Raw genomic sequence first — 22193 nt, 5'->3', positions numbered from 1 at the left:
GCCTCTTTATCGACACGCTGATGCGGGTAGAGTGCCACTGACTTTACTATCGACTGTCTAGGAGTTCATGCTCGCACGCCTGTTCGTGATCTTCGGTGGGCTTCTTGTGCTGGTGCTGTGTGCGGCGCTGGTGGTGCCGTACTTTGTCGACTGGACAGGTTACCGTGCCGATTTCGAGCGCGAGGCGAGTGCCGTCCTGGGTCGCAAGGTGACCGTGCGAGGCGATGCAACGGCAAGGCTGTTGCCGTTCCCCTCGGTGACCTTTTCCAACGTCGCCGTTGCCGGTGGCCCCAACGGCCAGCCGGCGATGACCGTCGAAACCTTTTCGATGGATGCAGAACTCGCGCCATTCCTGCGCGGCGAGGTGCTGATCTTCGACATGCGGCTGGTGCGGCCGAAGGCGAGCATCGACATCGCCGCCGACGGCACGGTCGACTGGACGATACGGCCGTCTTCGCCCTTCGATCCCGGCCAGATCTCCATCGAGAAGCTGACGGTGACGGAAGGACAGATCGCGCTCAGCCACGCCGCCGGCGGGCGCAGCCATCTTATTTCCGAGATCAACTCGACGATCTCGGCCAAGTCGCTGGCCGGCCCCTGGCGGCTGGACGGCTCGCTGTTGCTGGACGGGTTGCGGACCACTATCGCCGCTTCCACCGGCAAGACCGAACCGGACGGGCAAATGCGGCTCAGGCTCAAGGCCGATCCGGATGACTATCCGCTGGTCATCGAGACCGACGGCAATGTGGGCCTCGTCGAGGGCGCCGCGGTCTATTCGGGCCAGTTCAAGATATCGGGCGCAGACCGAACTGCGGCGCAGCTGCGCGGCACCGGCGGCGAGGCACTGAAAGTCAGCGCCGGCAAACCGGACCCGGGCTTCAGGCTGAACGGCAAGTTTTCGCTCGACCATCAGAAGCTCGGCGTCGACGAATTTCGCTTCGAGACCGGACCGCTCGACAATCCCTACACCGCCGACGGCAAGGCTGCGGTCGACCTTGGGCTGAAGCCGCATTTCTCGATCGAGGCCAATGGCGCGCAGGTGCAGTTCGACGAGGCCGTGGGGGCGGCGGCCGGTGCCGGATTGACGCTGTCCGAGCGGGTGGCGGCGCTGGAGCAGGCGCTGCTCGATCTGCCGAAGCCGACCATACCGGGCACGGTCGAGGTGAAACTGCCGGCCGTGGTGGCAGGCGATACCACCGTTCGCGACGTGCACCTGTCCGCCGAACCGGCCGAGGGCGGCTGGGCGGTAAAATCGCTGGCCGCCACGCTGCCCGGCCGCGCTAAGCTGGAAGCCAATGGCTTGGTCAGCGTCGAGGACCATTTCGGTTTCACCGGATCGCTGCTTCTGGCGGTGGCGCAGCCCTCCGGCTTTGCCGCATGGCTGTCTAAGGACGTCGACGAGGCGATCCGCCGTTTGCCGGCTGCCGGCTTCAAGGCCAAGGTCGACTTGAGCGAAAAACACCAGGCCTTCAGCGATCTCGAACTCATCCTCGGCAAGGCGAAGTTCTCCGGCCGCATCGATTCCAGCCAGCCCGACGACACAAGGCCATCGGTGCTGATGCAACTGGAAGGTGGCGAACTCGACGTCGATGGGCTCGCCGCCTTCGCCTCGATCTTCGTCAGCGACAAGGGTGCCAACCGCTTTTCCGACCGCGACCTCGATTTCCAGATCAAGGCCGGGCCGGTCAGCGCCGGTGGGTTGACCGCCGATAGCGTCGACACCGCGCTGAGATTGCGCGACGGGTTGCTTGAGATCGACCGGCTGTCGGTTGGCGGGCTTGCCGGCGCCTCGATCAGCGCTACCGGCCGGATCAAGGATTTCCCGGCGAGCCCGACCGGTAAGCTCGACGCCTCGGTGGTCGCCGTCGACCTCAAGCCGCTGATCGACGTCGCCGTCCGGCATTATCCGGATAATGCGGTGCTGAAGGGGCTGGCGGAGCGTGCTGGTGCCTATCCCGAGCTGTTCCAGGATGCGCGTATCGACGCGGTCACGAGTGCCGCAGACAATGGCGACGGTACGACCGGACTGGCAATGAGCGCACAGGGCAAGGCCGGTGGCTCGGCCTTTTCGGCGTCGTTGTCCGGCAAAGGGGCGCTCGACCGGCCTCTCGAAGCGCCGGTGACGCTGGCCTTCAACGCAAGGAACGCCGACGCCACCGCGCTGCTGGCGCTTTACGGTCTGCCGGCGCTGCCACTCGGCATGCTCGGCGAGGCGACCACCGACGTCTCGGCCAAAGGCACGCTTGGCGGCGGCCTGGCGACACGCTTCAGCCTGGCCGGCAACGACTTCAAAGCTGGTTTCGACGGGACAATTGCCGACACGCCTCAAGGCGCGGCCGCCAAGGGCAAGGTCAGCCTTGAAACGGCCGACATCGAGCCATGGCTGATGACGACCGGCGTCGGCCTGCCCGGCATGGGCACCGGCATGTCGACGTCGCTTGCGGCCGATGCCGATTACGGCAATGGTCTCCTGGTGCTGAGCGGCCTCAGCGGCGCCGTCAACGAAGCGGCGGTTTCCGGTGACGTAAATATCGACATCAAAGAGGGGCTGCCGCATCTTGCCGGCGCGCTGTCGCTGGACGAGCTGGACCTCGATCCGATGGCGGTGATGCTGTTCGGTGACCAGGCCTTCCTTGTCAATGACAGGACCTGGCCGACGGCACCGTTCAGCCAGAAATCCAGTCTGCCATTTACCGCCGATCTCGATCTGACGGCGGCGTCGCTTGCCGCCGGCCCGCTTGCCACCGCCTATGACACTGCGCTGTCGCTGCAGCTCGACCAGGAGGGCATCCGCGTTTCCGACCTCAAGGCAAAGTTCCTCGGCGGCGCGTTGAGTGGCCTGTTCGAGCTCAAGAACAATGACGGCACCGGGCTTTTCTCCGGTCAGATGAAACTCGCCGGCGCCGATCTGGCAGCCGTGCTGCCGGAGGCCGGCATCAGCGGAAGCGGCGAGTTCTCGACGGCGCTTTCGACCAGCGGCAAATCGGTCGACGCGATGGTTGCGGCGCTGTCCGGTTCCGGCACGGCAACGCTCAAGGGCATGACTATTGCCGGCTTCAATCCCGATGCCTTTGGCGCATTCATCGCCAAGGCCGACGCGATAGGGCGCGATATCGACGCGTCGAAGACCGCCGGCTTTGTGCCGCAGATCGCCGCGTCGGGCAGTTTTCCGGCGCAGGACACCGATATTGCCTTCACCATCGCGGGCGGCACGCTGAGGACGCCACCGGTCAAATTCGAAAGCCCGGGCGCGACGCTGTCCGCCGACATCACCGCCGATCTGAATACCAGCACCGTCGATGCCAAGGGCGAGATCGCTTACCGGCCCGGCGACGAGGCGCTGGTCGGCTCCGAACCGATTTTGAATTTCAGCGTCGACGGGCCGTTTGGCGCCACCAAACGGCAGTTCGACAGCGAGCCGCTGGCACAGTTCCTGACCCAGCGTGCGCTGGAAAAGGAGCAGCAGCGGGTCGAAGCCATGCAAGCCGCACTGCTCGAGAAACAAAGGCTGCGGCGTGAGGTGCGCTACTACGCTGCGCTGCAAACCGAGCGTGAAAGAGCGGCGGAGGAACTGCGCAGACAACAGGAAGCAGCGCGGCTGAAGGCCGAGGCCGACGCCAAGGCAAAGGCCGAAGCCGAGGCTCAGGCCCAAGCCGAAGCCGAGGCGAGGGCGCAGGCTGAAGCCAAGGCGAAGGCTGAAGCGGACGCCAAGGCACAGGCGGATGCGGAGGCGAGGGCGCACGCTGAGGCCAAAGCGAAGGCTGAAGCGGACGCCAAGGCAAAGGCCGAAGCTGAGGCGCAGGCCCAAGCCGAAGCGGAGGCCAGGGCGCAGGCTGAAGCCAAGGCGAAGGCGGATGCAGCGGCGAAGGCCGAAGCCGAGGCCAGGGCGAAAGCCGAGGCGGCTGCAAAGGCCGAAGCCAAAGCCAAGGCGGCGCAACAGGCTGCCGAGGAAGCAGCGCAGGCCGAAGAACAGCAACGCCAGAGGGCGGAAGAGGCGTTGCGGATCGCCTCGGAAGAGAAGGCAAGGCTCGACGCCGAACGCAAGGCCGCGGCGGAGCGAGCGGAACGGGCGCCACCGGCCGCAAATAACGTGCCACCGCCAGTGCAGCCCCCGCCAAAGCTCAAGTTCGATCCCTCGTCGATCGACGATCTGCTAAAATCGCTGAATGGCGGGTGACGGCGCATCCCTTATGTGTCGCGTCCAGCAAGCAAGCGCTTCAGCATCGGCTCGATCCGCCCGAGTTCGTCGAGATGAGCGGCTGACAGGTTGGCGAGACTGTCGTCGGCGCGCTCGGTCAGCCGCAGCAGCACGCGGCGGTGGTCCTCCTCGTCGTGGTCCCTCGCGACGAGCCCGGCTTCGCAAAGACGGTTGACCAATTCCACTGCGCTGTGATGGCGGATGCGCAGGCGCTCCGCGAGGTCGCCAATGGTCACCGGCCCTCCGCCGGGGAACCCTTTGATTGCAAGCAGGGCCTGATGCTGGCGTGGTGTCAGGCCGGCTTCCTGCGCCTGGATCTGGCTGAATTCGAGAAAGCAGCGGATCAGGTAACGAAATTCGGACAGCCTCTGGTAGTCGGCCGGCCCGATCGTTGCGCCGCGCTTTTGTGGCTTCGAAGTGTCTGCCATCGATTCCTTTCCGACAAAGCCGCAAACGGGCCTTGAACATTTATATCGCGTTACGATACAGAGCGCACCAACATGGCTCGTGCCCGCCATCTTCGGTGGCACGGCCGGCGACCCATCCGCAAGTCGGCACGCCGCCAGAAAGCAAGGTTTGCAAATGAAGTCCGATCACGCCAACCCCGGCCATCTGCGCGATTTTACCACCGATGCCCGGGTGCTGCTCATTGCCGGCATAGCAGTGGTGGTTGCGACGGCGGGGTTGTTTGCCGGCATTGCCCTTTTGAAGCTGATCCGGCTTGCCACGAACATCGCCTATTTTGGCCAGTTCACGCTCGCCGACCTGAAACTGCAGGATACGCCGCTTGGCTATGCCTCGGTATTTGTTCCGGTCATCGGGGCACTGATCATCGGTGTGATGGCTCGCTTCGGAAGCGAAAAGATTCGCGGCCATGGTATTCCCGAAGCCATCGAGGCGATCCTGCTCGGACGCTCGCGGCTCGACGCCAAGGTGGCAATCCTGAAGCCGTTGTCGTCGGCGGTCTCGATCGGTACCGGCGGGCCATTCGGCGCGGAAGGGCCGATCATCATGACCGGCGGCGCCATCGGTTCGCTGATAGCGCGGATGCTGCCGGTCAGCGACAATGAACGCAAGACGCTGCTGGTGGCGGGTGCGGCGGCCGGCATGACCACCGTGTTCGGAACGCCGATCGCCGCCATCATGCTTGCGGTGGAATTGCTGCTCTTCGAATGGACGCCGCGCAGCTTCATTCCCGTGGCGGTCGCCGCCATCATTGCCGAGGTCGAGCGCACCATGCTGCATCTGCCGGGGCCGATCTTCCCGTTTCAGGGCGGCATGGAGGTTTCATTTCCCGGCCTTGCCGGCTGGGTGCTGGTCGGCATGGCAGCCGGGCTGCTATCAGGGTTGCTGACCCAGATGGTCTATGCCTGCGAGGACGGTTTCCAGAAGCTGCCCATCCACTGGATGTGGTGGCCGATGCTCGGCGGCCTGGTGGTCGGCATTGGCGGGCTGATCGAGCCGCAGGCGCTCGGCGTCGGCTATGACAATATCGCCGACATGCTGGATGGCCGCACGATAGCGACCGCCGCGCTCACCCTGTTGGTGGTGAAGGCGATCATCTGGTCGGTCGCACTCGGCTCGGGAACGTCGGGAGGTGTGCTGGCGCCGCTGCTGATCATGGGCGGGGCGATGGGCGCGGTCCTCGCCGGCTTCCTGCCGGCCGCGGATCCGGGCTTCTGGGCGCTGCTGGCGATGGCGGCGACGATGGGCGGCACCATGCGTGCGCCGCTGACCGCCACCTTCTTTGCGGTCGAACTGACCGGCAACACCCATGTCCTGGTGCCGCTGATTGCGGCGACTGCCACCGCGCATGCGGTGACCGTGCTATTGATGAAGCGTTCGATCCTCACCGAAAAAATTGCAAGGCGAGGGCATCACATGGTTCGCGAATACCGTGTCGATCCGTTCGCCCTGACCAGGGTGCGCGAAGTGATGACCAGCGAGGTCGAAAGCGTGCCGGCGACGATGACGCTGCATGGCGCTGCAGCGTTCCTGACGGCGCCCGAGACACGGCATCCGAGCTTTCCGGTCGTCGACGAAGAGGGCCACGTGCTCGGCGTCATCGACCCGCCGGCGATCCTGCGCTGGAGACGCGCCGGCAAGCACCGCACGACGACGCTTGGCGAACTGCTGGCCGGCAGCAAGGTCACGCTGGCCTATCCGGATGAGTATCTCGAGGGCCTCTCCGACAAGCTGCTGATGGCGAACGTGTCCCATTTGCCGGTCGTCACGCGAGAAAATGCCCGGCTGGTGGGCTATGTCGGCTGGAAGGACCTGATGCGCGTCAGATCGAAGAAACAGGCCGAAGAACGCGACCGCTCGGCTTTGCTGCGCTTCCGTATCCGGCACAGGAAACAGGATAGCGTTGCCTGAAGCTACAACTTGCCGCGCTTGGCCCAATCCAGCACATAGAGCCGGAGCGCCGAGGAGAGATTGGCATCCCGCGGGCGGCTCTCGTCGATTTCGGCGACAAGCGCGGCGAGCGTCAGTTTTCGCACGGCCGCGATGGCGCCCAGTTCGTCGTAAAAAGGCTTTTCGAGCGAATAGCTGGTGCGGTGGCCGCGAATGGTGACCGAGCGCTTTTCCACCGGGCTCACGAGACGATCCTACTCACACTTCAAGCATCGGATTTGTCCGAATCGCCCGAATTTTCGCGGCGATGGCCGGCGACGAATTTATCGGCCTTGTCGGCGATCAGGCGGTCGCGATCCCGGCTGGGTTTGGAACGGCCATGCAGCGCCCGGTTCTGTTCGGCCAGGCGCTCCTTCTCGGCTCGCGCCTTCTGCTTGCGTGCCTGACGGAGATTGACGATCTCGGCCATGTCACGCCGCCCGTCGGGTCACTTCTTGCGGAAGGCGTCAAGCGACACCACGTCGGCGCCCTTGGCGCCGGCGTCGGCCGCGGCAGGCTTCTTTTCCGCCTCGGCGGTTTTCTTCTTCGTCTCGGGCTTTTTCTCGGCGACGATGGCCAGCGGTTCGGGAGCAGGCTTGGCCTTTGTCTCCTGTTCCGCCGGGGTATCGGTCTTGACGTCGAATTCGAGCTCGAAGTTGACGGACGGGTCGTAAAAGCCGCGTACGGCCGAGAACGGGATTTCCAGTTTCTCCGGCACGTCGGAAAACGACAGCCCGACCTCAAAGCCGGTGTCGCTCACCTTCAGGTCCCAATACTGGAACTGGATGACGATGGTCATCTGTTCGGGATAGCGCTCGCGCAGCCGCGACGACACGCGCACGCCCGGCGCGCCGGTGAGAAAGGTGATGAAGAAATGATGGTTGCCCGGGAGACCGGTGCGCGCGACCTCGGCCAGGACCTTGCGCATGACGCCGCGCAACGCCTCCTGGGCCAGAATGTCGTAGCGGATGTGGTCGTCGGCCATGTGGCTGTCGGGTTCCGTTGAATCGTCCTGATAGCTGTAATCAAGCTTGAGCGCGGCGTAAACCGGATATAGATCGCCGGCGTGCGGAAGCGAAGCCCATTGCCGACGATTTGATCGTCAAACGGCTTTGATCGTCAAGCGCTGGCGAGCGCGCCCTGTTTGCTTGCCCGGGCCATAGGCTGCCGCTTGCCGAAGGCGCGCAGGAAGGTGCGCACGCCATTTGTCGCCGACTGCACCACCTCGTCCTCGGTCGGTGTGCCGCCGAGCATGAACGTCGTCTGCAACTCGGCATTGGCAAGCGCCATGAACTGGCGCGCTGCGACATCGGGATCGTCGATGTCAAGGAAGCCGGCATGAGCGAGGCGGGCGAAGCGGGCGGCGATCGCTGGCCATGTCCTGCCCGGTCCTTCTTCGCGCCATTCGGCGAACAACTCGGGATAGCGCCCGCCCTCGGTCTGGATCAGCTTGCGCAGGAATTTGCCGTCGCGGTTGCAGATGCAGTTGTGGTTCATCCGCACAGCAAAGGCGATGAGGTCGGCCTCGAGATCCTTCGGCTGATCGGGAAAAGTGGAAATCGTGGCAAAGATGCCGGCATTGCAACGTTCGGTGAGGTCGCGGACGATGGCAACGAAGAGTTTTTCCTTGTCGCCGTGATGATTGTAGATGGTCTGGCGGGAGACGCCGGCCTCGGCGGCAATCATGTCGATATTGGCACCGGCAAAGCTTTCGCGGCAGAAGACCGAGGCGGCGGTATCGACAATCGACATGCGCTTGGCCTCGTGGCCTCGCGGCGGGAAAATGTCAGGAGAGACGTTGGCCTTCATGCAAAACTATATAGAGGTGGTTGACGAATTAGACAAGCCTGTCTAAATTTGTGGACTTGCACGAAGGGGTTTCGTTCCGCAGAAGAGTCGGAACTCCACGGGATGGAACGTCCTAGGGTTATACGCCGGTCCTCGGCGGCAACCAGAATTCGAAAGAGCCTGCTATCATGAACGCCAAATTCCTCCGCATTGCGGTCGTGCTCGGCCTGTTGTCCGCGATCGGCCCGTTTGCCATCGACATGTATCTTCCGGCCCTGCCTTCAATCGGTGAGGATCTGCATGCCGGCACTGCCGCGGTGCAGATGAGCCTGCTGATCTTCTTTCTTTCCATGGGCTTCGGCCAGATCGTCGTCGGACCGATCTCCGACATGGTCGGCCGCAAGCTGCCACTCTACGGCGGCCTGGCGCTGTTCATGGTCGGCGGCGTCGGCTCGGCGCTGGCTCCCTCGATCGAATGGCTGATCGCCTTCCGCTTCCTGCAAGGGCTCGGCGCCAGCGCCGGCATGGCCGTGCCGCGCGCGATCGTGCGCGATCTGCATACCGGCACCGAGGCCGCCAAGCTGATGTCGCTGCTGATGCTTGTGTTTTCGGTGTCGCCGATCCTGGCACCGCTGACCGGTAGCCAGATCATCGAGAATTTCGGCTGGCGCGCCGTGTTCTGGACGGTGACGGGCGCGGCCGTGCTCGCCACCGTCCTGCTGGCGACCTCGCTCAAGGAGACACGGCCGGTCGAGGAGCGCGCCGGGTCGTCCTTCGGGACGGCACTTTCCGGCTACCGCTTCCTGATGGGCGACCGCAACTTCCTTGGCCTGACGGCCATCGCCGGCTTCGGCATTGCGAGCTTCTTCGTCTATCTGTCGAGCTCGTCCTTCATCCTGATCGACCATTATGGCCTGTCGCCTTCGGTCTACAGCGTGTTCTTCTCGATCAATGCGGTTGCCTTTATCGGCATGTCGCAGCTGACCGGGTTGCTGTCGGAGCGGTTCGGGCTGCAGCGCGTGGTGCGCGTCGCGGTGACCGGCTATGCGACGACGATGGTGGTGCTGTTCGCGGTGATGGCATCGGGTGTCGACCGGCTCGACGTGATGGCGGCGCTGCTGTTCATCGGCTACGGCTTTCTCGGCCTGGTCATCCCGACGACGTCGGTGCTGGCCATGGAAGAGCATGGCGAGATCGCGGGTACCGCGTCGGCGCTGATGGGCACGCTGCACTTCGCCATCGGCGCGGTCGCCATGGGCGTCGCCGGCGTGTTTTTCGACGGCACGCCGCTGCCGATGGTGGCGGGCATCACGCTCTGCGCGGCGATCTCCTTCACACTGGCCAAAATAACGCTCGGCCGCAGCCGGGACGTCGCGGAAGCGCCGGCGGAGTAAACTTCGCCTATCGAGACAAAAAGGCCGGGCGATGTTCCCGGCCTTTTCACGTTTGCCGTCCCGGTTCAAAGCAGTCTATGCCTATATGACGGGTTCAGGACATGCAGCTTCGACATCTCAAAACCTTCGTGGCGGTCGCCACCACCTTGAACATCACACGCGCCTCCGAGCGGGTTCATCTTGCCCAATCGAGCGTGACCGAACAGATCCAGGCGCTGGAAAGCGATCTAGGCACGTCGCTGTTCGACAGGTCACGGCGTGGCTTGAAGCTGACGGCGGCGGGACAACGCCTGCTGGACTACGCAAACGATCTCCTCGACCTCGCGGACGAAGCCCGTTCCGCAGTCGCCGACGCGAGCGGCACGGTTGCCGGTCGCCTGACTGTCGGCGGCCTGGAGACGCTTTGCTCGACACGCTTGCCAGCTCTGCTGGCGGAATTCCATCGGCGCCATCCCGATGTGAAACTGAACCTCAGGGCGGACGATAGCAGTGGGTTGCGTGCCGGCGTGACAAGCGGGGCGCTGGACGTATCTTTCCATTTCGGAGCCGTCCCGGCGGCGGCGCCGGAGCTGCGAAGCGAGCAAGTGGCAGTGGAAGAGCTCGTCACCATAATGCCGGCAAATCACCGATTGGCTGGACATTCTGCCATGACGCCCGACGACCTGGCTGACGAGGCCTTCCTCGTGACCCAGCCCGGTTGCGTCTATAGGCGGATGTTCGACGAAACGTTTGCCGCAACGTTGCCTGACCGTCCAAAACTCGTCGGCGAGTTCGCCAGCATGGGTGCGATACGGGGCCTTGTCGCAGCCGGTCTTGGATGCGCGCTGGTTCCGCGTCTCGTGGCTTCCGCGGCTGACGCCAATGTTGTCGTGTTGCCTTGGGTCGCAAGCAGCCCGGTGACGCCGGTCATCATGGTATGGCGCCACCGGCGCATTCAAGCGCCGGTCATGCGGCTGTTCCTCGCAATGGTTCGCGAGGTCTGGCCGTCACTAGACCAGCCGCTGGCCACCATCGACATGAAGCACGGTTCCGGTGATGAAGCCGTTGTGCATGAGGGACGTGATGGCCTGGGCAATGTCGGTTGCCTGGCCGATCCGGCCGACGAGCAGACGCTTTGCCATGGCCTCCAGCGCAGCCACCTTTCCGCTGCCGACGACGGCATCCCAAATCGGCGTGTCGACCCAGCCCGGCGAAACGACGTTGACGCGGATCGGCGCCAGTTCGACGGCAAGCGCGTAGGCGAGTGAGCCAAGTGCCCCATTAACGGCTGCCACCACCGAGCCTTTCGCCGCCGGACGATAGGCGGCGATGCCTGAGGTCAGCGTGATCGATCCCCTAGGCGTCAGACGAGGCGCGCCATGCTTGGCAAGAAGAAGCGGTCCGACGACTTTGGAATCCATCACTTTCCGCGCCGCCGAGATGTCCATCTCGGGAAGCAATACATAGACGCCGGTGACGTCGGCGGCGGTCGAGACGATGTGGTCGAGCGTGCCGACCTCCTGGAACAGGCGCTGGACCTCGTCCTCGCTAGTGACGTCGGCTGCGATCGTCCTCAGCCTTTCGGGGTGAGGCACGCGCTGCCGTGCGGCCGACAACCGGTCCTCGGAGCGGCCGACGATCGTAACCTCGGCGCCGGCGGCAAGCTGCTGTTCGGCCAGCGACAGCCCCATGCCGGAACTGCCGCCAACGATCAGGATGCGTTCGTGTTTCGGTGTGGTTTCCTGGTTCATCTTATCTCTCCATGAGGCAGCTCGCCGGGCATGACCACACGCGGCGAGAAACTGAGGCCTTGTCCCGCAAAGGCGTGGAAGAAGGGAAACGGGAAGAAACGAATGCTGCCATCGGAGGTTCCGATGATGGGAGGCCCTTGGGCTTTCGCAAAACCGTCGCTTGCGGCGCTTCGCTACGACGCTGTCTCGGAGAGGACGAACCGCAGCCGCGTTTCGACGGGCGCCAAGGGCAGCGGCACCAGCTCGTAGCCTAGTTCCGTGTAAACGGCGACGAGTGCGTGAAAGGTGCGTTCAGCCTCGTCCATCGTTTGCTTGCGCTCGTTGTCCTGCCGAAAGATTTCTGGCCATGGCGGCGCGACGAAGACGCGCCTGGCATAGCGGAAGCGTCGGGCGGCATTCGTGGCGTGATCGGGAACCGGCACCCCGGTCAGGCGCAGATAGCCAAGAGTGTCCGGCACGCCGCGATCGAAGAAGACCAGGCCGGATTCCTCGCCCGCGATCCGGTAGGAGCGCAACTCCCAAGACAGCATCAACTCGGCGAACAGAGCCGCCAGGGCAGGGCCTTGCCGCCTATCGCCAATTGGTCGTGAATGATGCTGCGCCCGGCTTCGCCCGAGGTTGCGAGGCCTGCCACCTTAAGAGTCGATCAATGTTGTCTTGCCTGAGCCCGGACCGCCGGTCAGCACGAAAAACCGATTGGAATCGTTTCGCATTTCTGATCCATGGATTGGATGGGGGAAGTATGAAGACAGGGATTTTTTGGACCCGTCAGGGCACATGAAAGCCCGGCCGGCGGGGCCTGCTTCTGCATATGTCGAGAGGGAGAAATGGAGGTTTCTGTTGCCAGGTACCTCCGAACCCCGCCTAGAAGTGCGAACCACTAGGGCTTGAATTGAAGCTATCGCACCGCTTACGCGGCGAGACGTGCTTCCGCATAGTTGTCGTTGGCAACTATAAGTTTAGCCCGATAACGGTGGTACAATGCCGGGCAAAAGTACGATCTTTACACCTTCGTCGATCCTATTTCGCCCCCAGCAAAAGCCGCTCCTGAGCAGCGGTTTTTGGTGGAGGCGCCGGGTACCGCCCCCGGGTCCGAACGGCTTATTTCATCGCCTGTTTATCGCCATAGTCGGTCGAGCCGACGAGGCGAATATAGGGACTGACGGTGGAAAATGAAAGGCCGGAATGCCACTTTCGTCCGTGTTAAAGTGGATCATCAAGGGGTTGACTTGCAGCCGGTCTCAACCGAAGCTTTGTGGCGGTGAGGAGACCTAGCGCATACTTGCGGCAGCGCGCCACAATCCTCATTGACCGGATCCCGTGGCGCCGACGAGGGGAAATTCGATGGCCGATTATCTCGCAGACGTAAAGAAATATGATGCGGCGGCGGATGCCGACGCGGTCGCCAAGATCGTCAAGCATCTGGGCATCGCGCTCAGGAACCGCGATTCCTCGCTGGTGTCCTGCACCGACCCGGAGGAACTGAAGCGCGTCAGGAACAGCTGGGTCGCCGGCAAGCTCGGCGTCACCGACGGTGCCAAGGCGGATGCGGCTATCGAAAAGACCTGCAAGGCTATGGCGGCCGACAACAGCAAGAGCCGGGTGACATTCTATTACCTCGTCGCCAAGGATCTGGGCATGCTCGGCTCGCTCTGAGCAACCTCGCCGCCGGTGCTGGTGAGGCTTCTGCTGGAATCGTGTCGCTTTGCTGTGTTCGGCCGACGGTCATTCGGCTATGATGGCTGACAACCCGAATCGGACCGGAGCCGATGCGCCAGTATCTCGACCTTCTGAAGCATGTGCTGGAAAACGGCGCCGATCGCGGCGACCGCACCGGCACCGGAACGCGCTCGGTATTCGGCTACCAGATGCGCTTCGACCTGGCCCGCGGCTTTCCGGTCACCACCACCAAGAAGCTGCACCTGAAGTCGATTATCCACGAGCTTTTGTGGTTCCTGGCCGGCGACACCAACATCAAATATCTCAACGATCACGGCGTCTCGATCTGGGATGAGTGGGCCGACGAGAACGGCGATCTCGGCCCGGTCTATGGCAAACAATGGCGGTCGTGGCCGGACGGCCATGGCGGCGCCATCGACCAGATTGCGAATCTTCTGAAGGAGATACGCAAAAATCCTAATTCGCGGCGGCTGATCGTTTCGGCGTGGAACCCGGCCGAGGTGGAGGCCATGGCCTTGCCGCCCTGCCACTGCCTGTTCCAGTTCTATGTTTCGGAAGGCAAGCTTTCCTGCCAGCTCTACCAGCGTTCGGGCGATATCTTTCTCGGTGTGCCGTTCAACATCGCTTCCTATGCGTTGCTGACGCTGATGGTGGCGCAGGTGACCGGATTGAAACCCGGCGATTTCATCCACACGCTCGGCGACGCGCATCTTTACTCGAACCATTTCGAGCAGGCGCGCGAACAATTGCGGCGCACGCCCAAGGCGTTGCCGACGCTGTGGATCAATCCCGAGGTGAAGGATCTCTTTGCCTTCCGCTTCGAGGATTTCCGGCTCGAGAACTATTTCGCCGACGCGACGATCAAGGCGCCGATCGCGGTCTAGCACCATACCTGACCATCCATATCGAAATTGCCTACTGCGGCTGCGCCCTCGGGCGTTGTCAGCATCAATCTCGATCGGCCGACGTCGACCTCACGCGCAATCCCGGGTCGCTGATTTTATGTGAATATTTCCTTCGGCTTCGACGCCGCTGTATCCAACGACGATTATCGCAGGCCGGGAAAACCTCAGCTCAGAATGCCGTCGGCGGTAAAGAGCCTTTCCTTGTTATGTTCACATGGATATATCGATGGACGGCTTCGGGCGTTCTGAGACGAGGAGAGTTTCATGCTGGCGCGCAAAGGTTCGACGACGATTGCCATCGCGGGTCTCGCCGCCATGCTGATGGCCGCGGTGCCGGCGGCCCATGCCGATGACAAGGTGGTCGTGTTTGCCGCGGCGAGCCTGAAGGATGGGCTCGATGCCGTCAACAAGGCCTGCGAGGCCGATGTCGGCGAGGCGGCGACCATTTCCTACGCGGCGAGCTCGGCGCTGGCCAGGCAGATTGAAAGCGGCGCGCCGGCAGACCTGTTCATCTCGGCCGATCTCGACTGGATGAAATATCTTGCCGACAGGAAGCTGACCAAGCCCGGCACCGAAGTGAAATTGCTCGGTAACCAGATCGTGCTGGTTGCGCCGCGGGATTCCAAGGTTGAAACCAGGATCGAAAAGGGTTTCGATCTTGCCAAGCTCGTCGGTGACGGCAAACTTGCCATGGGCGATGTCAAAGCTGTGCCGGCAGGCAAATACGGCAAGGCAGCCCTCGAATCGCTCGGTGCCTGGTCTTCGGTCGAAGGCAAGGTGGCGCAGGCCGAGAATGTCCGCGCCGCTCTAAAACTGGTATCGACCGGCGAGGCAGCACTCGGCATCGTCTACGCCACGGATGCGCATGCGGAACCTGGCGTCAAGGTGGTCGGCACTTTCCCCGCGGGTACCCATCCGCCGATCATCTATCCGGTCGCCCAGCTTGCCGATTCGAAGAGCAGGGATACCCCGGCATTCCTGAAATGCCTGCAATCCGCCAAGGCTGGCGAACTCTTCAAGGCGCAAGGTTTTACAATCCTCGCGCCGAGCAACTGACGTACGGCACCGCACATGAACTGGCTGCTGGATCTCGCTCCCGACGAATGGAATGCGGTCCGGCTGTCGATCAAGGTGGCGACCGTGGCGATGATTGCCAGCCTGCCGCCGGGCATTCTGATCGCTCTTGTGCTTGCCCGCGGCCAGTTCTGGGGCAAGACGCTGCTCAATGGTCTGGTGCATCTGCCGCTGATCCTGCCGCCGGTGGTGACCGGCTATTTGCTGCTTTTGACTTTCGGCAAACGTGGTCCGGCCGGCGCTTTCCTGGCCGAACATTTCGGCATCGTTTTTTCCTTCCGCTGGACTGGCGCCGCGCTCGCCTGCGGCGTGATGGGCTTTCCGCTGATGGTGCGGGCCATCCGGCTGTCTATCGAGGCCGTCGACCGCAAAATCGAGGCGGCCGCCGGCACGCTCGGCGCCAATCCGCTATGGGTATTCGGCACGATCACGCTGCCGCTTATCCTGCCCGGCCTGATCGCCGGTGCGATCCTCTCCTTCGCCAAGGCGATGGGCGAATTCGGCGCGACGATCACCTTTGTCTCCAACATTCCGAACGAGACGCAGACGCTACCGTCGGCGATCTACACTTTCACGCAGGTTCCCGGCGGCGACGCCGGCGCGCTCAGGCTGACGCTGATCTCGATCGTCATCTCGATGGCGGCACTTGTTGCCTCGGAAGTGCTGGCGCGGCGCGTCGGCCGGCGGATGGACATCGAATGACGGTTCAGGTCGACATCAGCCACCGGCTTGGCGATTTCACCGTCAATGCCCGCTTCGAAAGCGCCGGGCGGCTGACTGCGCTGTTCGGGCCTTCCGGCTCCGGAAAGACGACGCTGATCAATTTGATTGCCGGGCTGATCCGCCCCGACAAAGGTCGTATCGCGGCAGACGGCCGCGTGCTGGTCGATAGCGATGCCGGTCTGTTCGTGCCGAAGCACAAACGGCGGATCGGTATGGTGTTCCAGGATGCGCGGCTGTTTCCGCATATGAGCGTGGCGAGCAATCTGCGCTATGGCCGCTGGTTCACGCCGGCTGCCGAGCGTTACGCGGATATCAATGGCGTGGTCGAACTGCTCGGGATCGGCCATTTGCTCGACCGGCGGCCGGCAAAACTCTCCGGTGGCGAGAAGCAGCGTGTGGCAATCGGCAGGGCGCTGCTTGCCAGTCCGAAATTGCTGCTGATGGACGAGCCGCTGGCTTCGCTCGACGAGGGGCGCAAGGCCGAGATCTTGCCTTATATCGAGCGGCTGCGCGACGAGACGAAAATCCCGATCGTCTATGTCAGCCACTCTATCGCCGAAGTGGCGCGGCTGGCGAGCGACGTCGTGGTGCTGATGCAAGGAAAGGTCGCCGCTTCCGGTCCGACCGGAGCGATCATGCAGCGTCTGGATCTATTGCCGGCCGAAGAGCGCGGCGAGGGCGGTGCCGTGCTGGATACCGCGGTTCTGCGCCACGACGAAGCCTTTGGCATGACGGTGCTAGGCTCATTGGCGGGCGAGATCCGGGTGCCGCTTCTGGCAACGCCAGCCGGTGCGCCGGTGCGCGTCCGCATCCGTGCCCGCGACGTGATGATCGCCACCGAGCAGCCGGTTGGCCTCAGCGCGCTCAACATATTGCCGGGCACGATCGTGGCGATAGAGCCGGGCGAAGGGCCTACGGTCGAGATTGGCCTCGACTGCAATGGCGCAACCGTGCTTGCCCGCATCACCGAACAGTCGCGGCAGACACTGGGGCTTCGGCTTGGTCGACAGGTCTTCGCCGTGGTCAAGACGGTGAGCTTCGACCGGGCGAATACCGGCGCCGGCCTGCCCGCCGAGGCGGATGAGTGAACGGCCGATGATTCGCTATATCGTTTTGGAATAGCGGTATCGCTGCAGAACTTGTAGAATAGCGTCACCGCGGAGGAGCAAATGCCGTCGCTGAGTTTGCGGATAAATCTCGATCCAGATGGCCGCATCGGACCGGGCAAGATCGAGCTTCTGGAACAGATCGCCGCCTTCGGCTCGATTTCGGCCGCGGCACGCGGCATGGAGATGTCCTACAAGCACGCCTGGGATCTGGTCGAAGACATGAACCGCGTGTTCGGCAAGCCGCTGGTTGCGGCACAGACGGGCGGCAAAAAAGGCGGTGGCGCCCAGTTGACATCGGTTGGGCTTGCTGTGGTCAGCCGCTTCCGCGCGATCGAGCGGGCTGCGTCTTCAGCAGCGGCGGCGCATATGGAGGCGCTGCAGGCCGAGATCGACGCAGCGTGACGCCGGCGGAATTCATGCCGCGTGTGATCCCTGTTACTTCTTAGGCTCGCCCGGCTTGCGCAGCAGATAGGTGTCCATGATCCAGCCTTTTTTCCGGCGGGCCTGCTCACGGGTGCTCACGATCTTGTCGCCGACGTCGCCAATCCGGCCCGAGATGACGATCTCGTCGGGCGTCCCGAGATAGGCGCCCCAGTGGACGGTGACGTCGTTGTCGTCCAGCGTGTTGAAGGCGCATTTGCCGTCCAGCATGACGATGGTGCTGCCGGCGTTTTCGGGCAGACCTTCCTCGGCGAGCCGGCGGCCGGTGGTGATCAAAATGGCGTCGCCGATCCGGTTCAATGCCATTTTGTGGCTGGCTGCGAGTGCCTGGATGGCGGTGATGCCAGGGATGACCTCCAGCTCGAACGCTACACTGCCTCTGAGGCGCACGCGGTCGAGGATGCGCAGCGCACTGTCGTAGAGCGACGGATCGCCCCAGATCAGGAAGGCGCCGGAGCCATCTTCAGGGAGTTCGTCGCGGATCAGGCCTTCGTAGATCGCGGCGATCGCCTCGTGCCAGTCGTCGACGGTCGAGCGGTAGGAAGGCGCCGGCTCGGCGCGCACCGGCACCTCGAATTCGACACGGCGCGAGTTCGGATTAATGACGAAGCGGTCGCAGATCTGGCGGCGCAATTCGGCGAGATCGTTCTTCTTGGCGCCCTTGTCGGGAATGAACAGCACGTCGGCCCGGTTGAGACCGTTAATGGCCTGGACCGTCATGTGCTCCGGATTGCCGGCGCCGATGCCGATGACGAGAAGCTTGCGCATGGGCGAACTCCTGCCCGATCGGGACCGGCGTGTCTAGACCGACACGACATGCCGGCGGGCGCCGGCGCATTTGCCGAAAGGCTTTGAAACGCCACATTGAACAGCTAGAGTCATGTTGGCATCTCGCCGGGGGAGCTTCCATGTTCCGTTACGTCCTGACCGCAGCCTTGGCGCTCTCGGCTACGCCTGCGCTCGCCAATGATTCGGTCGCCGAACTCGGCACCGGTGGGCTGATCCTTTCGCGCAGCGATGCGGTGGCGATGGAAAGCGAGGATCTCTACATCTCGCCGGAAAAGGTGACGGTCGACTACGTCTTCCGCAACAACACCGACAAGGATGTCGATGCGATCGTCGCCTTTCCGATGCCCGACATCGAAGGCGATCCCGAAGAAATACCGGCGATTCCGGAGGCGCAGAGCGACAATTTCCTCGGCTTCGAAGTGACGATCGACGGGGTGCCGGCAAAGCCGCAGCTCGAGCAGAAGGTGTTCGCGCTCGGCATCGACATCGGCGCTGACCTGAAGGCGCAGGCCGTGCCATTCTATCCGTTCGGCGATGGGGCCAAGGCAGCGCTGGCAAAGCTGCCGCAAGCGGTCGCCGACGACTGGGTCAACCGCGGCATCATCATCGAGGACACTGCCGACGACGGTTCGGGCATGAAGACCGTCTATACGCCGTTCTGGCAATTGCGCTCGACCTATTGGTGGCGCTCGACGTTTCCGGCCAACAAGGCGGTCCATGTCTCGCATCGCTACAAGCCGAGCGTCGGCGGCACCTCCTCGGTCAGCTTCTTCTATGACGGCCAGTTCCAGGGTCAGTATGCCGCCTACAAGACACGCTACTGCATGGACGATGCCTTCGAGAATGCCGTGCGCAAGGCAGCCAAGGACGATCCCGACGGCTACCCCAAATATTTCGAGAACCGCATCGCCTATATCCTGACCACGGGCGGCAACTGGGCGTCGGGAAACATCGGCACGTTCAAGCTGACCGTCGACAAGGGCGATCCGAAGAACCTGGTCTCGTTTTGCGGCGAAAACGTCAGGAAGATCGGACCGACGACGTTCGAGATGAAGGCGCAGAACTTCTACCCCGAGCACGACATCGACATATTGCTGCTGGAGCCATCCGATGGCGGAAACGGCGGCTGATGGACCTCGCGATTTATGTCGCCATCGCCGAGAACGGCGTGATCGGGCGCGAGGGTGGGTTGCCGTGGCGGCTGTCCACCGATCTCAAGCGGTTCAAAGCCGATACGATGGGCAAGCCCATCATCATGGGCCGCAAGACCTATGAAGGCATCGGCCGCCCATTGCCGGGCAGGCTCAACATCGTGGTGACACGAGACAGGGCATGGCGCGCCGAGGGCGTCGAAGTCGCGCACTCGATCGAGGACGCAATCGCGCTGGCGACGGTGCGCGGGCGCTGCATGGCCGGCGCCGACGAGATCTGCGTCATCGGCGGCGGCGAGATCTACGCTCAGGCGCTGCCGTTGGCCGATCGGCTGCACGTGACCCATGTTCTGGCCGCGGTCGACGGCGATGCCCATTTCCCGCCGATCGATCCGGCGCTGTGGCGGATCGTCCGCTCGCAGGAGGTGGAGGCTGGCGAAAAGGACAGCCATGCGACACGCTATTCGGTTTACGAGCGGCGCCGCGACGTGCATTGAAGGCGACAAAGGGGTCGCGACAGGTCTAGATGGACCCAAAAGGCGGACAGTGGCGGCAGCCGATCGCGTTGAAAGCGTGCCGCTGCATCCCTATAGAATAATAATATTGGATTTTGCGCCGGTGAGCCGGCGCTTGAGGGAATTCCAAGCGAAAGGACATTCATGCCCTGGAACGACAAGAGCGGCGGCGGCGGCCCGTGGGGCGGCGGCAACAATCAGGGGCCTTGGGGTCAGGGACCAAAAGGACCCAGCGGCCCGCAGGGCTCGCCTCCCGATCTCGAGGATATCATCCGGCGCGGGCAGGACAGGTTGCGGCGCGCGCTGCCGGGCGGCGGTGGCGCGAGCCCTGCCGTGTTCGGGCTGATTGCCGCGGCGCTGGTGGTGCTATGGGCGTTCAAGGCGGTCTACACCGTGCAGCCCGACGAAGTTGCGGTGGAACTCAGGTTCGGCAAGCCGAAGGCGGAGCTGTCGCAGCCTGGCCTGCATTTCCATTGGTGGCCCATCGAAACGGTCGAGACCGCCAACATCGCCGAGCAGCTTGTCAGTATCGGCGGCGGCAGTTCCAGCGGCAATGGCCTGATGCTTTCCGGCGACCAGAACATCGTCAATGTGCAGTTCTCTGTGGCCTATCAGGTCTCCGACCCTAAGGCCTATCTATTCGACGTGTCCGACCCGGACGGCATGCTGCAGCAGGTCGCCGAAAGCGCGATGCGCGAAGCGGTCGGCCGGCGCCCGGCGCAGGACATTTTCCGCGACGACCGGCAAGGCATCGCGGCGTCGGTGCGTGAGATCATCCAGACGACGCTGGATGGTTACAAGGCCGGCCTCAACGTCAACGCCATTTCGATCGAGGACGCCGCGCCACCGCGCGAGGTGGCAGACGCGTTCGACGAGGTGCAGCGCGCCGAGCAGGACGAGGACAAGTTCGTCGAGCAGGCCAATCAGTATTCCAATCAGAAGCTCGGCCAGGCACGCGGTGCGGCCGCACAGATCCGCGAAGACGCGGCCGCCTACAAAAACCGGGTCGTGCAGGAGGCCGAAGGCGAGGCGCAGCGCTTCATCTCGGTTTATGACGAATATGCCAAGGCGCCGGAGGTGACGCGCAAGCGACTCTACCTGGAAACGATGGAGAGGGTGCTGAAGGATTCGAGCAAGGTCATCGTCGAGCAAGGCAACGGGCAAGGGGTCGTTCCCTACCTGCCGCTGCCGGCATTGCAGCAGAAGGCGCCGACACCGACCACCGGAGGAAACCAGTGATGGCCAACCGTCTTCCCGTCATTGCGGTCATCGCCGCGGTCATCCTGTTCCTGCTCTACTCGTCGGTCTTCGTCGTCAATGCGCGCCAGCAGGCGCTGGTGCTCAGGTTCGGCGAAATCGTCGACGTCAAGAACCAGCCGGGCATCTATTTCAAGGCGCCATTCTCCTTCTTCGATGCCGACACCGTGCAGCTGATCGAAAACAGGGTCCTGCGCTTCGACCTCGACAACATCCGTGTCCAGGTTTCGGGCGGCAAATTCTATGAGGTCGATGCCTTTATCGCCTATCGTATCTCGGATCCGCGCGTGTTCCGCGCCGCGGTGTCCGGCCAGATCGAACTGGCCGAGGCCCGGCTGAGGACGCGTCTCGACGCCGCCTTGCGCCGCGTCTATGGCCTGCGAGACTTCGAGGCGGCGCTCTCGGAAGAGCGCGCGGTGATGATGCGCGAGGTGCGCGATCAGCTGAGGCCCGATGCCACCTCGCTTGGCCTGCAGATCGAGGATGTCCGCATCCGCCGCACCGATCTCACGGCCGAAGTCTCGCAGCAGACCTTCGATCGCATGAAGGCCGAACGTCTCGCCGAAGCCGAGCGGCTGAGGGCGCGAGGCAATGAGGCAGCGCAGCGGATCAGGGCTCGCGCCGACCGCGAAGTGGTCGAAATCGTCGCCGAAGCGCAAAAAGAGTCTGAAATCCTGCGCGGTGAAGGTGAAGCCCAGCGCAGTGCCACGTTTGCCGGGGCCTATCAGCGCGATCCGGCCTTCTTCGATTTCTATCGGTCGATGAATGCCTATGGCACGGCGCTGAACAGCGCCGGAACGACGATGGTGCTGTCGCCGAATTCCGAGTTCTTCCGCTTCTTCCGCGACCCGGACAGCAAGGAAACGCCTGTGGCACCGGCGGCACCAGCGCCAGCACCTGCCGCTCCCGCCCCACCGGCAGCGCAGCCAAGCACCGGCCAGTAGGGCCGGTGCAGGGATAGCCGGCGTAACAGAGGATTTATTCTCTGGCGGTAGCCATAGCCGCAAACGTGCCTTATTTCTTGCCAACATGACGCGGACCGGCA

General features: G+C 63.3%; 20 protein-coding genes, 1 other RNA gene and 2 pseudogenes. 14 read left to right on the top strand and 9 right to left on the bottom strand.

Going from position 1 to position 22193, the window contains the following annotated elements; genetic code table 11:
- Window positions 1-67 precede the first annotated feature (67 nt).
- The gene (locus tag NKI25_RS00585; protein WP_352997758.1) at window positions 68-4177 is read left to right on the top strand and encodes an AsmA family protein; all 4110 of its coding nucleotides are present in this window, start codon (window positions 68-70) and stop codon (window positions 4175-4177) included.
- Window positions 4178-4188: 11 nt separating this feature from the next.
- Here NKI25_RS00585 and NKI25_RS00580 read toward each other — a convergent pair whose 3' ends face one another.
- Entirely contained in the window at window positions 4189-4626 is a 438-nt protein-coding gene (locus NKI25_RS00580; RefSeq protein WP_023676711.1) for a MarR family winged helix-turn-helix transcriptional regulator, read from the bottom strand.
- Window positions 4627-4780: 154 nt separating this feature from the next.
- Between NKI25_RS00580 and NKI25_RS00575 the strand changes: the two genes are divergently transcribed.
- Window positions 4781-6574 (top strand): chloride channel protein, encoded by a 1794-nt coding sequence (locus NKI25_RS00575; protein ID WP_352997756.1) that lies wholly within the window; start codon window positions 4781-4783, stop codon window positions 6572-6574.
- A gap of 2 nt (window positions 6575-6576) precedes the next feature.
- Here the strand turns inward: NKI25_RS00575 and NKI25_RS00570 are convergent, their stop codons facing one another.
- The 4 genes from NKI25_RS00570 to NKI25_RS00555 form a co-directional block, all read right to left on the bottom strand.
- Entirely contained in the window at window positions 6577-6798 is a 222-nt protein-coding gene (locus NKI25_RS00570) for a ribbon-helix-helix domain-containing protein (RefSeq protein WP_023676709.1), read from the bottom strand.
- A 20-nt stretch (window positions 6799-6818) separates the two neighbouring features.
- On the bottom strand, window positions 6819-7022 hold the full coding sequence (locus NKI25_RS00565) for a DUF4169 family protein (protein ID WP_023676708.1): 204 nt from the start codon (window positions 7020-7022) through the stop codon (window positions 6819-6821).
- 18 nt (window positions 7023-7040) lie between these two features.
- Window positions 7041-7577: an SspB family protein gene (locus tag NKI25_RS00560; protein ID WP_023676707.1), complete on the bottom strand. Its 537-nt coding sequence runs from the start codon at window positions 7575-7577 to the stop codon at window positions 7041-7043.
- 134 nt (window positions 7578-7711) lie between these two features.
- Entirely contained in the window at window positions 7712-8401 is a 690-nt protein-coding gene (locus NKI25_RS00555) for a TetR/AcrR family transcriptional regulator (protein WP_023676706.1), read from the bottom strand.
- A gap of 167 nt (window positions 8402-8568) precedes the next feature.
- Here NKI25_RS00555 and NKI25_RS00550 point away from each other — a divergent pair, with 167 nt between their 5' ends.
- Both NKI25_RS00550 and NKI25_RS00545 read left to right on the top strand, forming a co-directional pair.
- Window positions 8569-9774, top strand: coding sequence for a multidrug effflux MFS transporter (locus tag NKI25_RS00550; protein WP_352997754.1), 1206 nt, complete (start codon window positions 8569-8571; stop codon window positions 9772-9774).
- Between the two features lie 101 nt (window positions 9775-9875).
- A pseudogene (locus NKI25_RS00545) lies at window positions 9876-10697 on the top strand (LysR family transcriptional regulator); the annotation flags it as partial.
- A gap of 66 nt (window positions 10698-10763) precedes the next feature.
- On the opposite strand, the gene NKI25_RS00540 reads toward NKI25_RS00545, so the two are convergent.
- The 3 genes and pseudogenes from NKI25_RS00540 to ssrA form a co-directional block, all read right to left on the bottom strand.
- Complete coding sequence (locus tag NKI25_RS00540; RefSeq protein ID WP_031211759.1) at window positions 10764-11504, bottom strand: SDR family oxidoreductase; 741 nt, start codon at window positions 11502-11504, stop codon at window positions 10764-10766.
- A gap of 173 nt (window positions 11505-11677) precedes the next feature.
- Window positions 11678-12217: pseudogene (locus NKI25_RS00535) on the bottom strand (AAA family ATPase).
- Between the two features lie 113 nt (window positions 12218-12330).
- Window positions 12331-12686: a transfer-messenger RNA gene (gene ssrA / locus NKI25_RS00530) on the bottom strand.
- 162 nt (window positions 12687-12848) lie between these two features.
- Here ssrA and NKI25_RS00525 point away from each other — a divergent pair.
- The 6 genes from NKI25_RS00525 (at window position 12849) to NKI25_RS00500 (ending at window position 17397) form a co-directional block, all read left to right on the top strand.
- On the top strand, window positions 12849-13160 hold the full coding sequence (locus tag NKI25_RS00525) for a DUF2853 family protein (protein WP_023676702.1): 312 nt from the start codon (window positions 12849-12851) through the stop codon (window positions 13158-13160).
- Window positions 13161-13273: 113 nt separating this feature from the next.
- Window positions 13274-14068: a thymidylate synthase gene (locus NKI25_RS00520; protein WP_023676701.1), complete on the top strand. Its 795-nt coding sequence runs from the start codon at window positions 13274-13276 to the stop codon at window positions 14066-14068.
- A 285-nt stretch (window positions 14069-14353) separates the two neighbouring features.
- A complete protein-coding gene (gene modA, locus NKI25_RS00515; RefSeq protein ID WP_352589558.1) occupies window positions 14354-15145 on the top strand; it encodes a molybdate ABC transporter substrate-binding protein in 792 nt (263 codons plus the stop codon).
- A gap of 15 nt (window positions 15146-15160) precedes the next feature.
- A complete protein-coding gene (gene modB / locus NKI25_RS00510; RefSeq protein WP_023676699.1) occupies window positions 15161-15865 on the top strand; it encodes a molybdate ABC transporter permease subunit in 705 nt (234 codons plus the stop codon).
- Window positions 15862-16974, top strand: a complete 1113-nt coding sequence (modC, locus tag NKI25_RS00505) for a molybdenum ABC transporter ATP-binding protein (protein WP_352589561.1) — start codon at window positions 15862-15864, stop codon at window positions 16972-16974. The genes modB and modC overlap by 4 nt, the downstream gene beginning before the upstream one ends.
- An 81-nt stretch (window positions 16975-17055) precedes the next feature.
- Complete coding sequence (locus NKI25_RS00500; protein ID WP_023676697.1) at window positions 17056-17397, top strand: winged helix-turn-helix domain-containing protein; 342 nt, start codon at window positions 17056-17058, stop codon at window positions 17395-17397.
- A gap of 33 nt (window positions 17398-17430) precedes the next feature.
- Here NKI25_RS00500 and cobF read toward each other — a convergent pair whose 3' ends face one another.
- A complete protein-coding gene (cobF, locus tag NKI25_RS00495) occupies window positions 17431-18204 on the bottom strand; it encodes a precorrin-6A synthase (deacetylating) (protein WP_352589564.1) in 774 nt (257 codons plus the stop codon).
- Between the two features lie 140 nt (window positions 18205-18344).
- Here cobF and NKI25_RS00490 point away from each other — a divergent pair, with 140 nt between their 5' ends.
- The 4 genes from NKI25_RS00490 to hflC all read left to right on the top strand — a co-directional run bounded on the left by NKI25_RS00490 (window position 18345) and on the right by hflC (window position 22092).
- Window positions 18345-19355, top strand: a complete 1011-nt coding sequence (locus NKI25_RS00490; protein ID WP_352589567.1) for a DUF4424 domain-containing protein — start codon at window positions 18345-18347, stop codon at window positions 19353-19355.
- A complete protein-coding gene (locus NKI25_RS00485; RefSeq protein WP_023676694.1) occupies window positions 19355-19873 on the top strand; it encodes a dihydrofolate reductase in 519 nt (172 codons plus the stop codon). The genes NKI25_RS00490 and NKI25_RS00485 overlap by 1 nt, the downstream gene beginning before the upstream one ends.
- A 162-nt stretch (window positions 19874-20035) precedes the next feature.
- Window positions 20036-21130 (top strand): FtsH protease activity modulator HflK, encoded by a 1095-nt coding sequence (gene hflK / locus NKI25_RS00480; RefSeq protein ID WP_352589570.1) that lies wholly within the window; start codon window positions 20036-20038, stop codon window positions 21128-21130.
- Window positions 21130-22092 carry a protease modulator HflC gene (gene hflC / locus NKI25_RS00475; RefSeq protein WP_023676692.1) on the top strand — a complete coding sequence of 321 codons (963 nt, stop codon included), beginning with the start codon at window positions 21130-21132 and terminating at the stop codon, window positions 22090-22092. The genes hflK and hflC overlap by 1 nt, the downstream gene beginning before the upstream one ends.
- Window positions 22093-22193 lie beyond the last annotated feature (101 nt).

This window comes from Mesorhizobium sp. M0808 (assembly GCF_040320025.1).
Lineage (GTDB): Bacteria > Pseudomonadota > Alphaproteobacteria > Rhizobiales > Rhizobiaceae > Mesorhizobium.
Note: the sequence above shows the minus strand (reverse complement) of the source record. Positions and strands in the feature narration are given on the sequence as shown.